We start from the raw sequence: 16068 nt of genomic DNA, 5'->3' as shown, positions 1-16068 counted from the left end.
AGGAAAAAATGAACTGATCTTTTTGACAGCAATTCTACAGAATAGTCTTATTGCTATATTTTGATTTGAGTGTACGAAAAAAGAAAAATAACAATAGTGCTCATACTAATTGCAGAAGTTTTGGGTGATAAGATAACGGATAAATTGCAATAAAAAATGCAACATTTTTAAATCTCCTCTATAAGTGCTTCAAAAAGTGCTTCAAAACCTGTCTTGTAATCCAAGTATTTTTGGGGACGGTGATTAATAAGCTAGCAAAGCATCATTAAGGATTTTTTCGGTAATTGTTGCCAAATCGGTTTAAGAAAATACCCACGAAGAAGTCCATTCGCATTCTCATTACTTCCCCTTTGCCAAGATGAATAGGCATCCGCAAAATAAAACAGAATTCCCATTTGTTCAATTAAAGGGTAACAAGCAAACTCTTTTTCTCTGTCCGAAGTGAAAGTCTTTAACTATTCTTTTGGAAAGAGTCTTGTGAGGTGTTCAATAGCAGTCAACATGGATTTAGCTGTTTTTACTTGACAAGTACTAGTAGAAATAATAGAATAATAGAAAACCTTTAAAGCAGTCCAGAGAGGCAGCTAAGGTTAGACGGTGAAAGGGTGGAGACTACCCATTTTTCGTGGAACCTTGCTGTTGGCAGGTTCCTTTTTTCGTGGCTTCTGTTGGCCAGACTCTCTCACTAGCAAAGGTAAAAGGAGAAACCTATGCGAGAACATCGTCCAGTCATTGCTCTTGATTTTCCTAGTTTTGAGGCGGTCAAGGAATTTTTAGCTCTTTTCCCAGAAGCGGAAAGTCTTTATCTCAAGGTAGGGATGGAGCTTTATTACGCAACGGGGCCTGGGATTGTGTCCTACCTGAAAGGCTTGGGTCATAGTGTCTTTTTAGATCTCAAGCTTCATGACATTCCTAATACAGTCAAGTCAGCCATGAAGGTCTTGTCTCAGCTTGGTGTCGATATGACTAATGTCCATGCGGCTGGTGGTGTAGAGATGATGAAGGCGGCGCGTGAAGGTCTTGGGAGTCAAGCCAAATTGATCGCTGTAACTCAGCTCACATCAACGTCAGAAGCTCAGATGCAGGAGTTTCAAAATATCCAAACCAGTCTGCAAGAGTCTGTGATTCACTATGCCAAGAAGACAGCTGAAGCTGGCTTGGATGGTGTTGTTTGCTCGGCTCAGGAAGTACAAGTCATCAAGCAGGCTACCAATCCAGATTTTATCTGTCTGACACCAGGGATTCGCCCTCAGGGAGCTGCTGTTGGAGACCAAAAACGCGTCATGACGCCAGCAGATGCTTATCAAATTGGTAGTGACTATATCGTAGTGGGACGTCCCATTACCCAAGCTGAAGATCCTGTTGCAGCTTATCATACTATCAAGGATGAATGGAACCAAGACTAGAATTAAAGAAATAGATTAGAAAAACTAAAGGAGAAGACCATGACACTTGCTAAAGATATTGCTAGCCACCTCTTGAAAATTCAAGCCGTTTACCTCAAACCAGAGGAGCCTTTCACTTGGGCATCTGGCATCAAGTCACCCATTTACACTGACAACCGTGTGACACTTGCCTATCCAGAGACTCGTACTCTCATTGAAAATGGTTTTGTGGAAGCTATCAAAGAAGCCTTTCCTGAGGTTGAGGTGATTGCAGGAACTGCAACAGCAGGGATTCCACACGGAGCTATTATTGCTGATAAGATGAACTTGCCATTTGCCTATATCCGTAGCAAACCAAAAGACCATGGAGCTGGTAATCAAATCGAAGGTCGCGTAGCTCAAGGTCAAAAAATGGTAGTGGTTGAAGACCTTATTTCAACGGGTGGTTCAGTTCTTGAAGCTGTAGCAGCAGCCAAGCGAGAAGGAGCAGATGTGCTTGGAGTTGTAGCGATTTTCAGCTACCAATTGCCAAAAGCAGATAAGAACTTTGCAGATGCTGGTGTTAAACTTGTGACGCTTTCTAACTACAGTGAACTCATCCATCTAGCCCAAGAAGAAGGCTATATCACACCAGAAGGCCTTGATCTTCTAAAACGCTTTAAGGAAGACCAAGAGAATTGGCAAGAGGTGTAAAAAATCAAAAGACTAAAAGGTTAAAAATTATACTATTCTGTCATATCAGGTGTATGAATGACAAGATTCAAGTTGTTAATGTTTTTTACGTCAATTGTTTAAGTTTTAGATTTGCTTGGCTTGCTCTCATATAAAAAGTAGCACACGTCATGAAAGTTACAAGGGTTAAAGTATAATCCATAAATATTGTCAGATCCCTTTTCTGATATTTTGGAATTTCTTGCTTATCCCAGTCTTTTCAGTGATTTGGCTCAGTAATCTTAGCGTCAAGTTCTTTTTAGTTTTGAAAGATTATCCGTGAATTTCTTGCTTATTTATGATAAAATGGGAGTATCGCAAAAAATGACTCATCGTATTCAATTTTGAGTAAATCTAGGAGGATCCCATGTCAACAGAACATATGGAAGAACTAAATGACCAGCAGATCGTTCGCCGTGAAAAAATGGCTGCGCTCCGTGAACAAGGAATTGATCCTTTCGGAAAACGCTTTGAACGCACTGCAAATTCACAAGAATTAAAAGATAAATTTGCTGACCTCGATAAAGAACAATTACATGATAAAAACGAAACAGCTACTATCGCAGGACGCTTGGTAACCAAACGTGGTAAAGGTAAAGTAGGTTTTGCCCACCTTCAAGACCGTGAAGGTCAAATCCAGATCTACGTTCGTAAGGATGCTGTCGGTGAAGAAAACTACGAAATCTTCAAAAAAGCAGACCTTGGTGACTTCCTTGGTGTCGAAGGCGAAGTGATGCGTACAGATATGGGAGAACTCTCTATCAAGGCTACTCACATCACACACTTGTCTAAGGCTCTTCGTCCTCTACCAGAGAAATTCCATGGTTTGACAGACGTTGAAACAATTTACCGTAAACGTTACCTTGACTTGATTTCTAACCGTGAAAGCTTTGAACGCTTTGTCACTCGTTCAAAAATCATCTCTGAAATCCGTCGTTACCTTGACCAAAAAGGTTTCCTTGAAGTGGAAACACCTGTTCTTCATAACGAAGCCGGTGGTGCTTCTGCCCGTCCATTTATCACTCACCACAATGCCCAAAACATTGACATGGTGCTTCGTATCGCGACTGAGCTTCACTTGAAACGCCTTATCGTGGGTGGTATGGAACGCGTCTATGAAATTGGCCGTATCTTCCGTAACGAAGGAATGGATGCTACTCACAACCCTGAGTTCACTTCTATCGAAGTTTACCAAGCATACGCAGACTTCCAAGATATCATGGACTTGACGGAAGGCATTATCCAACATGCTGCTAAATCAGTTAAGGGCGACGGCCCAGTCAACTACCAAGGAACTGAAATCAAAATCAACGAACCATTTAAACGTGTTCACATGGTGGATGCTATCAAAGAAATTACTGGTGTAGATTTCTGGCAAGATATGACTTTGGAAGAAGCTAAGGCTATCGCTGCTGAGAAGAAAGTTCCAGTTGAGAAACACTATACTGAGGTTGGTCACATCATCAATGCCTTCTTTGAAGAGTTTGTTGAAGAAACTTTAATCCAACCAACCTTTGTCTATGGACATCCAGTAGCTGTATCTCCACTGGCTAAGAAGAACCCTGAAGACCAACGCTTTACTGACCGTTTTGAGCTCTTCATCATGACTAAGGAGTACGGTAATGCCTTTACTGAGCTCAACGATCCAATCGACCAGCTTAGTCGTTTTGAAGCCCAAGCAAAAGCAAAAGAACTTGGTGACGATGAAGCGACCGGTATCGACTATGACTACATCGAGGCTCTTGAATATGGTATGCCACCAACAGGTGGTTTGGGAATCGGTATCGACCGTCTCTGCATGCTTCTCACTGATACAACTACTATCCGTGATGTATTGCTCTTCCCAACAATGAAATAAGCTCTTATCCTCTGGTACTTGCCAGGGGATTTTTGGCTCTTTGTCAACTGTAGTGGGTTGAAGTCAGCTAATATCTAGAAAGGACACATTTCGTCCTTTCTTTTTTGATGTTCAGAGCGATGAAAATCGTTTTTTTGAAGTTTTCAAAGTTCCGGAAACCAAAGGCGTTGCGTTTGATGAGTTTGATGAGATTATTGGTTGCTTCTAATTTGGCGTTAGAATAGTGTAGTTGAAGGGCGTTGACAATCTTCTCTTTATCTTTGAGGAAGGTTTTAAAGACAGTCTGAAAAAGAGGATGAACCTGCTTAAGATTGTCTTCAATAAGTCCGAAAAATCTGTCAGGCTCCTTATTCTGAAAGTGAAAAATCAAGAGCTGGTAGAAATCATAGTGGTGTTTCAAGTCTTCTGAATAGCTCAAAAGTCTATCTAGAATTTTTTTTATTGGTCAAGTGCATACGAAAAGTAGGGCGATAAAATCGTTTATCACTCAGTTTACGGCTATCCTGTTGAATGAGTTTCCAGTAGCGCTTGATAGCCTTGTATTCATGGGATTTTCGATGAAACTGATTCATGATTTGGACACGGACACGACTCATAGCACGGCTTAGATGTTGCACAATGTGAAAACGATCAAGAACAATTTTTGCATTAGGGAGTGAAACAGTCTGGGAGATGTTTCAGCCTGAGCCTAGAAATTCGAAAGCGAAGCTGTTTAGCCAAGTCATAGTAAGGACTAAACATATCCATAGTAATAATTTTGACGCGACATCGGACGGCTCTATCATACTTAAGAAAGTGATTACGAATGACAGCTTGTGTTCTACCCTCAAGAACAGTGATGATATTGAGCTTGTTAAAATCTTGCGCAATGAAACTCATCTTTCCCTTGGTGAACTCATACTCGTCCCATGATATAATCTCAGGAAGGCTATTGTAAAAAAAATAAAATTAGGTTATAATGACTTCTGATAAATGATTTTACTACAAAAGGTTGGGTTAACTAAGGTGATGTTATGAAAACAGGGGCGTTAAGAATTTATTTTGGTTATGCTGCAGGAGTTGGAAAAACCTATGCTATGCTTAGAGAAGCGCAGCGAGCTCAAAAAGCTGGAGTAGATGTGGTAGTAGGTTACATTGAACCTCATAATCGACCTGAGACTATGGCTTTACTGATTGGTCTTGAGCAATTATCTCCTAAAACAATAAAATATAAAGGTATCACCTTAAATGAGTTTGATATTGATACTGCTTTAAGGCGTCAACCACGCATTATTTTAGTGGATGAATTGGCTCATACTAACTGTTTTGAGTCACGTAATAAAAAGAGGTACCAAGATATTAAGGAACTGCTTTATGCAGGGATTGATGTCTATACTACTGTAAATGTCCAACATATTGAAAGTTTAAACGATGTGATTGAAGCTATTACAGGGATTCAAGTTAATGAGATAATTCCAGATGCTATTTTTGATCAGGCTGATCAGATTGAACTTGTAGATATTGACCCATCAGATTTACTTGAACGATTGGATAAAGGAAAAATTTATTCTAAATCGCAAGCTAAATTGGCCAAGCGTCACTTTTTTACTGAAGAAAAGTTAATATCTTTGAGAGAAATCGCTTTGCGCAAAGCAGCTGATCAGATTAATGGAAGTGCTTTTCGAGGAAAAAAAGTTAAAGATAGTATTGTGACCAAGGAACATGTCTTGGTCTGTGTGTCACCCTCTCCCTCCTCTTCACATGTCATTCGCGCTGCTTCAAGATTAGCAAGTGCTCTTAATGCAGACTTTACAGCCCTGTATATTGGTAGTTTAGATAGGGAACTGACTAATCAGGAGTTACATCAGAACTTGGAATTGGCAGAGCGGTTGGGAGCTAAGGTGACAGTTATGGATTATAATAATGTGACCAAGCAGATTGCTGATTACGCAAAATTGAGCCGTGTTTCTAAGTTAGTAGTCGGAAAAAGTGGCTCCAGAACTATTTGGCCTAAAGAAAATATTGTGGAAGTTCTTAGTAAGAATGTTCCTGATTTGGATATGTTTGTAGTCCATAATACTAGAGGAAAAAAAGAGACTTCGGTTGGTAAGCTCTCGTTGCCTTCTTGGTTTTCTAAATGGCAATTTTCTTTCAGTGATTTGGTTAAAACACTGGTGGTATTGTTGCTAGTAACCTTAACAGGTCTTTTATTTCGTTTCTGGAATCTCAGTACCAACAACATTATAATAATATATATATTAAGTGTTCAAATAAATGCTGTTTGGACAAAAGGAAAACTTTATAGTGTGATTTCTTCTATTTTATCAGTTCTTTGTTTTAATTACTTTTTTGTGGCCCCCTACTACACTTTTACTTCTTTTAATCCTACTTATCCTATGACTTTTGCTATTATGTTAATTACTGGTCTGATTACTTCTAGTCTCATAAAAAGGATTCAAGAGCAGGCAAGATTATCTACTGAAAAATCTTATCTAACAGAGTTGTTACTACAAACAAATAGAGGATTATCTCAGGCAGACTCTATTCCTTCTATTTTAGAAGAACTAGCTATTCAAGTCAAAAAATTATTGAATAGTGATGTGGTGATTTATCCTGTAACAGGTGGTACTTTGGAGACGCCGAAATATTTCCCTACCAGTCATTCTTTGAGGACCTTAGCTGATTACTATCAGTACAATGAGCGAGGAGTGGTTGAGTGGGTTTTATATAATAATAAACAAGCTGGAGCAACAACAAACACCTTGTCTGCTGCTAAATTTCTGTATTTATCTGTAAGAGGTAAAGATTCTGTTTTTGCTATTATTGGTATTTTAATAGAGGATAAAACAATGATTGACCTGTTTGAAAAATCTGTTATTCTAACTGTTTTAGGAGAGGCATCCTTGGCATTAGAAAAAGAAGCATTACGCGAAGAACAACAAAAAATGGAACTTAAAATACAAAAAGAACAGTTAAGGGTTGATTTGTTAAGGGGAATCTCACATGATTTGAGAACTCCACTTACAAGCATATCAGGTCAGTCTAAATTAATGATGGAGACGGGGGGAATTATGGAGAAACAGCGTATGATAGAATTAGCTGCCTATATTTACGATGACTCTATGTGGTTGATTAATCTGATTGAAAATTTATTGTCAATTACTAAATTGGATAATGATACTACTCTTTCATTAAGAATAAATGTTTTCGATGAGTTGATTGAAGAAGCTTTGAAACATGTGGATCAACATATTAAGAATCATGACTTTGTTTTAATTTTATCAGATGATTTATTAATAGCTAAAATGGATGCTCCCTTGATTGTGCAAGTACTGGTTAATATCATTAACAATGCAGTTAAATATACGCATGAAGGATCTTTAATTACATTGACGAGTAATAGAAAGGATCAGAACCTGGTGGTTGAGGTTTCTGACGATGGTCCTGGTATTAACGATCAAGCAAAAGAAAAGATTTTTGACCTTTTTTATACATCAGAAAATTTGGCATCCGATGGTAAAAGAGGCCTAGGTATAGGACTATCTTTATGTAAGAGTATTATTACAGCACATGGGGGGACTATTTACGTCCATGACAATACTCCTAAAGGAGTTATCTTTGGATTTACACTACCACTAGCGGAGGTGAATGTATTACATGAAAAATGAAAATGTTAAGATTTTAATTTGTGAAGATGACTCTTCCGTTAACAGACTTTTATCCTTAGCAATGGAAGTTGAAGGTTATCATTATGTATCAGTTCGGACTGGAGAGGAAGCTTTGCGTCAGATCATTTCGCAATTTCCAGATTTATTATTATTGGATTTGGGTTTGCCAGATATGGATGGTAAAGACATTATTGACAAGATTCGTAGCTTTTCACAGCTACCTGTTATTGTTGTTAGTGCACGTGGAGAAGAAAGTGACAAGATTGATGCACTTGATGCTGGGGCAGATGATTATTTGACGAAACCCTTTAGCATTGATGAGCTTTTCGCTCGGTTAAGAGTTAGTCTTAGGAGGTCAAAGCAGATTAATCAACAAAGTGACGGTAATTCTGAAAAATCATCTTTTACTAATGGCTGGCTACATGTTGATTTTTTATCTAATCGTGTATTTGTTAATAACCAAGAAATTCACTTAACCCCGATTGAGTATAAGTTGCTTTGTCTTCTATCAGAGAATGTTGATAGAGTGTTGACTTATCGTTTTATTGTCAAGGAAATTTGGGGATATTATGAGGAAGATTTTTCTGCTTTGAGAGTTTTTGTTAATACATTGCGAAAAAAAATCGAATTAGGATTGGGTTACTCTAAAATGGTTCAAACTCATATTGGTATCGGTTATCGTATGATTAAGATTGAAAATTATGATGACAAATAATCCAAAAAGAATTTTATTCACCTGATTTGTAATTTCTTGGCAGCTATTTGAAACAAGTCTTAGGATAGGTTGTCTTAGGTTATTTTAGGAGACAATCTTTATATAATCTTTATTTTATATCCGTAATCTTTATATCATTTTTATACTTTTCGTGGTAGAATGATTATATTCTTGAAGGAGGATACAATGCTAGTAGATTTCATAATGTTTCTAGTTTTATTTTTTATTTTTTTGTTAATGATTGGTTTTATTGTTTGGTGTGATAAGCACCTTAAAGGTGATTAGAGGGAGAGTGTACTATGATAGTATTAGGAATAATTTTTGGTTTATTAATCTGTTATTTATTTTATGCTCTGTTACACCCGGAGAGATTTTAGGAGGAATGTGAGATGTTACAAATCATATTTGTCTTAGTACTGGCTTGTATTATTATATTACCAACTGGAAAGTATCTTTACCATATAGCTAGCCAGCAAAAAACTTTTGCAGATCCCATTATGGATCCTATTGATAGGTGGATTTATAAGTTGCTTGATGTGGACAAAAAAGGAATGACTTGGAAGGAGTATGCTGTAGCCCTTATTTTAACTAATGCTGTTATGGCTCTAGTGGCTTATGTAATCCTAAGAACACAGGCCTTTTTCTTTTTGAACCCCACCCGTGTTGGTTCATTAGAATCAAGCCTGAGTTTCAATACAGTCATATCTTTTATCACCAATTCTAATTTACAAAATTATGCTGGTGAGAGGGATTTGTCTTTTTTTAGTCAGATGGTTGTCATTACTTTTATGATGTTTACCTCAGCTGCTTCAGGCTATGCTGCTGCTATGGCTTTTATCAGAGGTGTATCAGGCAAGTATCAAGACATGGGGAATTTCTATGTTGACTTTGTTCGGGTGATTACTCGAGTGTTGCTTCCTTTTTCAATAATAGGCTCTTTGTTACTTATTTCACAGGGGGTTCCCCAAACACTATCAAAAGAGTTATATGCGACTACTTTGGAGGGCAGTTTACAAGGTCTTATAATGGGACCGGTCGCTTCTCTTGAAATTATTAAACACTTGGGAACCAACGGTGGTGGTTTTTTTGCAGCAAATTCAGCAACTCCCTTTGAAAACCCTAATGTAATCACAAATATTATTGAAATGCTATCTATGATGTTGTTACCAGGTTCTATGGTAGTTGTTTTTGGTCATATGGTTTCATCTAGGAAAAAGGAAGATCATCCCTTTGAATCTGTACAGAAAGTTTCTTATAAGTCCACTAAATCTACGTTTATTAAACTAGGAGGACAGGCAAGACCGCTTCTGATTGTTATGCTATTCTTATTTTTTGTTGGTTTATCCATTATTGTTTGGTCAGAAAGTAGAGGAAATCCTGTCTTGCATCAATTGGGTTTGAATCAATCAATGGGAAGTATGGAAGGTAAAGAAGTTAGGTTCGGTATTCCAATGTCTGGTCTATTTACAGAAATAACAACGGCTTTTACAACGGGTTCCGTGAATAATATGCACGATACTTTGACTCCTCTAAGTGGTGGAGTAGCTATGATTAACATGATGCTCAATGTTATATTTGGCGGTAAAGGTGTAGGAATAATGAATATGATGCTGTACGTTCTTCTTACTGTTTTTATTTGTGGATTAATGATTGGGCGTGCACCTGTTTATTTAGGAAAAAAAATTGAAGGTAAAGAAATGACTTTAATTGCTTTAGCCATCATGGTTCACCCTATGATTATTCTAGGTTTTTCAGCAGTAGCTGTCTCATTGCCAGCAGGATTTAACAGTGTTACCAATCCAGGATTTCATTCTTTATCACAAGTGATTTATCAATTTACCTCAGCTTCTGCTAACAACGGATCGGGATTTGAAGGACTAAAAGACAATACTTTATTCTGGAATATATCTACAGGATTAGCTATGTTTTTTGGACGCTATGTGACTTTGATTCTTCAGCTATCGATTGCTGGTTCGTTAATGACTAAGCAACATGTGAATGATTCCCTAGGTTCTTTAAAAACAGATACGGGGACTTTTGCCATTATTTTAGGTGTGATAGTGTTGATTATATCAGCCTTAACTTTCTTACCAGTCCTTGTACTAGGACCTTTAGCTGAATTTCTAACTCAATGAGGTTTATTATGATTTCAAAGAAAACTTACTTTCTGACACAAAAGATACTACTCAGTTCCCTTAAAGGAGCGGTCGTAAAACTTCGCCCTAGTTACATGATTAAAAATCCAGTAATGTTTGTAGTTGAAGTTGGTTTTGTTCTGACCTTCTTTTTAACAATTATCCCCGTTGATGCTCAACAAGATAGCCAAAGTAGTCAATTGTATAATGGCATAGTAGCAGTGATCTTATTTTTAACTTTATTATTTTCTAATTTTGCTGAATCCATTGCGGAAGGAAGAGGAAAAGCACAGGCTGAAAGTTTAAAAAAGACGCAAGAAAATATGACAGCTAGACGACTCTATTTTGACAATGATGGTCAGACCCTTCTTGAAGAAACTATTGAGGCCACAGCCTTGCAAAAAGGAGATATCGTTCTGGTTAAGGTAGGAGAATTAATTCCTGGTGACGGTGAGGTTATTGAAGGAATTGCTTCTGTAGACGAATCAGCTATTACAGGAGAGTCAGCTCCGGTGATCAAAGAACCTGGTGGTGATTTTGCTTTTGTAACAGGAGGGACAACTCTTGCTAGTGACTGGCTTAAGTTGAAAATGACCTCACGTGCTGGAGAGTCTTTCTTGGACAAAATGATTTCCTTGGTAGAGGGTGCTTCTCGGCAAAAAACCCCTAATGAAATTGCCTTGAATACTTTGCTAGTTAGCTTAACAATTATATTCTTAATGGTAATTGGAAGTTTGTACCCGATTGCTAGCGCTTTGCACATAAAGATTACAGTTACTACTCTTGTGGCATTGACCGTATGTTTAATTCCAACAACAATTGGAGGTCTGCTGTCAGCAATTGGAATTGCAGGTATGGATCGCGTTACACGGTTTAATGTGATTGCTATGTCAGGAAAAGCAGTGGAGTCTAGTGGTGATGTGGATACTATGATTTTGGACAAAACAGGAACCATTACCTTTGGAAATCGTATGGCTGCTCATTTTGTTCCTGTAGATGGTGTTAGTCAAGAGTCTTTAATAAGAGCAGCTATGCTAAGTTCTCTACAGGATGATACACCGGAAGGAAAATCAATTGTTAAGCTTGCTAAAGAATATGGGGCAAGTATTCCTCCTATTTCTGAAGATATGACCTTTATTGATTTTACTGCTCAAACACGAATGAGTGGGATAGACTTTGTTGATGGGGGAATGATACGTAAGGGTGCCACAGATGCTATAAGTCGCTATATTAAAGGTAAAGGTGGTGTGATTCCGAAAGATTTGAAGTCTATCAGTGAAAGAATTGCTTCAGCTGGGGGAACTCCACTGGCAGTAGTGGAGGGGCAGAATATTTTGGGAGTGATTGCTCTCAAGGATACCATCAAACCAGGTTTAGTTGAGCGTTTTGCTCGCCTACGGGCAATGGGAATTAAAACTATTATGTGTACCGGTGATAATCCTCTTACCGCTGCGACCATAGCTCAAGAAGCAGGCGTTGATAGCTTTATCGCTGAATGCAAGCCAGAAGATAAAATTGAAGCTATTAAAAAAGAACAACGCTTAGGAAAAGTTGTTGCGATGACAGGAGATGGGACTAATGATGCCCCAGCACTAGCTCAGGCAGATGTCGGTATTGCTATGAATTCTGGAACAAGTGCTGCTAAAGAAGCTGCTAATATGGTGGATTTAGATAGCGATCCAACCAAGATTCTGGATATCGTTGAAATTGGAAAGCAATTATTAATGACGCGAGGAGCTTTAACCACTTTTTCAATTGCTAATGATATTGCCAAATACTTTGCCATTATTCCAGCTATTTTTATGCGCAGTATCCCCCAAATGCAATCGTTAAATATTATGTCATTATCAACGTCTTCCAGCGCAATTTTATCGGCTCTGATTTTCAATGCCATTATTATTCCTCTTCTAATTCCGATTGCGATGAAAGGAGTTTCTTATAAGCCTCAAAGGTCAGAAAAAGTTTTGGCTCATAACATGCTGATTTATGGTTTGGGTGGAGTCTTCATCCCGTTTATTGGAATTAAAATCATTGATATGAGTATTACTCCATTATTGTATCTATTGGGTTTATCCTGACAAGATTAGTTTAATATAATATAATATTTAGAGGAATAAGATTGAAACTTATCTACATTGCTTTACGTTTAAAAGAATCAGTGTCTTTTCCTTGGGTTGAACATGAAAGGAATGAATAACAATCATGAGAAAAATATTTATACATATCAGACGTTCTGTCCGACTAAGTCTTTTATTTGGGGCGGTTTGTGGATTATTTTACCCTTTGCTGATTACCGGATTAGGGCAGTTTATTTTTCCTGTTCAAGCCAATGGTAGTCAAATTAAGCAGGATGGGAAGCTTATTGGATCGGCTTTAATTGGGCAAGAATTTTCGTCAGCTGCTTTTCTGCATGGTAGACCATCTGCTATTCAGTATAATACCTACCTTAGCGAAGGAGACCCAAGTGGACAAAGGCGGGATATTACTTCTGGTTCCCAAAATCTGGCTCCTAGTAATCCTGAACTAAAAGTACGTGTTCAAAAGGAACTGTCTCTTCTCATAGAAGAAAACCCAACTATTTCAATCAGAGATATCCCTGCTGATTTGGTAACAACATCGGCTTCGGGATTGGATCCAGAAATCAGTCCAGAAAGTGCTAAACTACAACTCCCCCGTATTTCTAAGACAACAGGTATTAGCTTGCCTAGACTGGAAGAAATCATTGACAAGCATACAGTAACAAAAATTTTTGGATTTCTAGGTGAAGATAGGGTGTCTGTGTTAAAAGTTAACATCGATATTATGAAGGAACTGAACTAACACCGCTGTAAAAGTTATACGGGTATTATTGCAAGTAATTAGTAGTGAGAGGTACGCCTATTACAAAAAAAGGGATAAAAAAGAACTCTTACTTCCTAGACTATATAATCTGATGAGTATCTTACAGATAGAGAAAGGAAGTTGGCATTTATTTATGAACTACTTTTAGCTGGTTTGAGATTTGTGACAAACTCATTTCACTGAAGAATTGTCAATCGAAAGTGATGATGTCCCAAAAAAATGGTGAGATTGAGGGCAATTATTTTGATTTTATTTGATACGAGGAACCCTTGAAGCTGTTTTTTCAGCTAAACCAAGGCTAGTCTTAGCCTTGGCTCTCCAGCCTCACAGCTCCAAGCCTCTTATCAAATGAAATGCTTGTCTTAGACTCCTTGCTTTCTCTCTCCTAAATGTAAGGGATAGAGTGATTTCCTTTAAGGAACAGCTTCCCATTTAGCGAGAAATAGATTATACTTGTAGCTGAGGAGAATGAAGCTCCTCACTAGTAAACTCTTCATAATCCTTTTTATTTTTCTGAAGATATTGTTTGAAAGATGTGAGTTTCCACGGATGGGTTTGTGGAGGGATATACTTGCGTCTTTTTTTTGTTCTGGTTCTGGTTCAAAGTTTTTCGAATAGAGTTCATGAACTAGTAGCTCCTTTGTGTGATAGATTTTGTCAGCGATATTGAGGTAGATGTCACCGTCAACTTCTTTTATAACGAATGCTTTCGTCTTTCTGCTGAAATAGACTTCTTTTCCTTTCTGTTGATAGGCTAGTAGCAGACGATTGCTTTGTCTTTTAGAAAGGTTCAGTTCGACACAGGCTCGATTCTTTGTTTTCTTTCCTTGGTCTATAGCTTTTATCACAAGATATTTTTTCGCTTCATTCATATTCAGTTGGATCCTTTTCATACGACTATTTTATCAAATGGGACATTTTCACGTTCGATTTACTAAAGACATTATTACATTCGAATTACAAAACCTAAAAAATCAAATGTTTTTCCTTGCAAAATTCGGGGGGGGTGGTATAATTGCTGCTAGACTGTATATTCTTCATAGGAGATACAGTGGGGTAAATAGTCGTAAGTTGCTATTTATATATTATTGTCAATCGAAGAGGAAAATGACATGTTCTCTTCAATCATATCTTTAAAGGAGAAAGAGTTATGGATTTTAGAAAGTGTAACAGAGAAAAGGTCTTCCGTTACTCCATTCGTAAGTACCACTTTGGTGCCGCCAGTGTCGCGGTTGCCGCATTGATGTTTTTAGGAGCACGAGCTAGTGTTGTTCAGGCGGATACTACAGTAAATGCTACAGAGGTGTCTCTTGAGAGTTCTGAGCCTAAATCGGATCCAGCTGCGGAGGGAGCTAGTGAAGTTTCGAATGGAAGTGAGCGAAGTGCTGATGAAACAAGTAATTCTGTTCAGCGTACTCCTGTTGGCAGTGATAGGGACGCTTCTCCATCAAGCAATAATGGGGAAAGTTCTGAAGGGTCAGATAGAAGCAACAGTAGTGCCGTTAGCGGAAGTGATAGAAGTGCTGAAGAGACAAGTAACTCTGGTCAGCATGCTCCCGTTAGAAGAGCTAGGAGTGTCGGGGAGAATCCAGATACAGTAAACAGAGGGAGCCAGAGTAGCCCTGTTGGAAGTGATAGGACCATAGATCAAGATCGGGGATACCGGGGTTCAGCGTTGCATGATAAAGGATATGTCTATGGTGTTGATCAAGATCCTGTGCCGGATGAAAAGTATGATGATAAGGAATATCTTGTACAAAGATGGCCTTATGCTAAAAAAAGATGGTTGAATGCCAATCTTAAAACTGAAAAATTTATTACTTATACAGATCCGGTACTTGGTGATACGACGGTAAAACGTAAAGTTGCTGAAGCAGGGAAAACAGGTGGAAAGCGCGATAATGTATTTAGAGACGAAATTACGGATGACTTGGGTACCTTAGATATTTTTAATAAACATCCTACTGCACAGCGTATGGCATTGACAATGGATGGGTACGGTGAAAATTTTAATTTAACAGTAATTGGAAATGATAACACAGAGCTTCTTAAACTCAAAATTCCCAAAGAACATTTGTTTATTAGGCAAAGTGAGTGGAATGCTAAGGATGCAGAAAGAAGAAAATTCGAAGAAGAAAACGGTACAACTAAGCAAAATGCCAAGGACGCTCTCGAACAGGAAGCAACCACGAAGATTGCAGCTATTGATAGAGATGGTAGCTTGACGAAAGAAGAGAAAGATGCAGCAAAAGAAGCTGTAAACGACGCTCTTCAAAAAGCTAAGGACAGGGTAGATAGCGCAAACACTGCAGACGACGTAGAAAGAGAAAAAACTACAGGTAACAGCACTATCCGTGATGTTCCGCAAAACGGTACAACTAAGTCTGCCTTGAATGCCGAGCTTGGTAAAGAATCTGGCACGAAAGAATCTGACAAGTACACGAATGCAGACCAAGCTAAGCGTACTGCCTACGACGAAGCTCTTAAAGCGGCGAAAGCTGTAGCAGCTAAAGAAGGTGCAAGTCAAGCAGAAGTTGAGAAAGCTAAGAATGACTTAGTGGCGGCAGCGGCAGCCTTGAATGGACAAGCAACAAGTAAAGATGAGTTGAAAGCTGAAATTGCGAAAGAAGATGCAACAAAAGCTGACGCCAAGTACACGAATGCAGACCAAGCTAAGCGTACTGCCTACGACGAAGCTCTTAAAGCGGCGAAAGCTGTAGCAGCTAAAGAAGGTGCAAGTCAAGCAGAAGTTGAGAAAGCTAAGAATGACTTAGCG

10 protein-coding genes and 3 pseudogenes are annotated in these 16068 nt (G+C 38.3%); 10 read left to right on the top strand and 3 right to left on the bottom strand.

Annotation, left to right across the window (positions count from 1 at the left end; genetic code table 11):
* Positions 1-167 precede the first annotated feature (167 nt).
* A pseudogene (locus HT709_RS12210) lies at positions 168-392 on the bottom strand (IS30 family transposase); the annotation flags it as partial.
* A 318-nt stretch (positions 393-710) separates the two neighbouring features.
* Between HT709_RS12210 and pyrF the strand changes: the two are divergent.
* The 3 genes from pyrF (at position 711) to lysS (ending at position 3954) form a co-directional block, all read left to right on the top strand.
* A complete protein-coding gene (gene pyrF / locus HT709_RS07370; RefSeq protein WP_172925642.1) occupies positions 711-1406 on the top strand; it encodes an orotidine-5'-phosphate decarboxylase in 696 nt (231 codons plus the stop codon).
* 39 nt (positions 1407-1445) lie between these two features.
* Positions 1446-2078: an orotate phosphoribosyltransferase gene (pyrE, locus tag HT709_RS07365; protein ID WP_172925641.1), complete on the top strand. Its 633-nt coding sequence runs from the start codon at positions 1446-1448 to the stop codon at positions 2076-2078.
* A gap of 385 nt (positions 2079-2463) precedes the next feature.
* Positions 2464-3954, top strand: coding sequence for a lysine--tRNA ligase (gene lysS / locus HT709_RS07360; RefSeq protein WP_050207953.1), 1491 nt, complete (start codon positions 2464-2466; stop codon positions 3952-3954).
* A gap of 67 nt (positions 3955-4021) precedes the next feature.
* Here the strand turns inward: lysS and HT709_RS07355 are convergent.
* Positions 4022-4902 (bottom strand): annotated as a pseudogene (locus HT709_RS07355) (ISL3 family transposase); the annotation flags it as partial.
* Between the two features lie 65 nt (positions 4903-4967).
* Here HT709_RS07355 and HT709_RS07350 point away from each other — a divergent pair.
* The 6 genes from HT709_RS07350 (at position 4968) to kdpC (ending at position 13271) form a co-directional block, all read left to right on the top strand.
* Complete coding sequence (locus HT709_RS07350) at positions 4968-7601, top strand: sensor histidine kinase KdpD (protein ID WP_000847726.1); 2634 nt, start codon at positions 4968-4970, stop codon at positions 7599-7601.
* Positions 7591-8316 carry a response regulator transcription factor gene (locus HT709_RS07345; RefSeq protein ID WP_000787304.1) on the top strand — a complete coding sequence of 242 codons (726 nt, stop codon included), beginning with the start codon at positions 7591-7593 and terminating at the stop codon, positions 8314-8316. The genes HT709_RS07350 and HT709_RS07345 overlap by 11 nt, the downstream gene beginning before the upstream one ends.
* A gap of 299 nt (positions 8317-8615) precedes the next feature.
* Positions 8616-8693 carry a K(+)-transporting ATPase subunit F gene (kdpF, locus tag HT709_RS07340; protein ID WP_007285010.1) on the top strand — a complete coding sequence of 26 codons (78 nt, stop codon included), beginning with the start codon at positions 8616-8618 and terminating at the stop codon, positions 8691-8693.
* A 12-nt stretch (positions 8694-8705) separates the two neighbouring features.
* Entirely contained in the window at positions 8706-10451 is a 1746-nt protein-coding gene (locus HT709_RS07335) for a potassium-transporting ATPase subunit KdpA (RefSeq protein WP_172925640.1), read from the top strand.
* Between the two features lie 8 nt (positions 10452-10459).
* Positions 10460-12529, top strand: a complete 2070-nt coding sequence (kdpB, locus tag HT709_RS07330) for a potassium-transporting ATPase subunit KdpB (RefSeq protein ID WP_050207957.1) — start codon at positions 10460-10462, stop codon at positions 12527-12529.
* 124 nt (positions 12530-12653) lie between these two features.
* Positions 12654-13271 (top strand): potassium-transporting ATPase subunit KdpC, encoded by a 618-nt coding sequence (gene kdpC, locus HT709_RS07325; protein WP_001225808.1) that lies wholly within the window; start codon positions 12654-12656, stop codon positions 13269-13271.
* A gap of 468 nt (positions 13272-13739) precedes the next feature.
* Here kdpC and HT709_RS11555 read toward each other — a convergent pair.
* Positions 13740-14029, bottom strand: a pseudogene (locus HT709_RS11555) (ISNCY family transposase); the annotation flags it as partial.
* A 413-nt stretch (positions 14030-14442) separates the two neighbouring features.
* On the opposite strand from HT709_RS11555, the gene HT709_RS07315 reads away from it, so the two are divergent.
* Positions 14443-16068: DUF1542 domain-containing protein (locus HT709_RS07315; protein WP_172925639.1), on the top strand; the 1626-nt coding region annotated here is incomplete at its 3' end.

This window comes from Streptococcus sp. 1343 (genome assembly GCF_013277355.1).
Taxonomy (GTDB): Bacteria; Bacillota; Bacilli; order Lactobacillales; family Streptococcaceae; genus Streptococcus; species Streptococcus pseudopneumoniae.
Note: the sequence above shows the minus strand (reverse complement) of the source record. Positions and strands in the feature narration are given on the sequence as shown.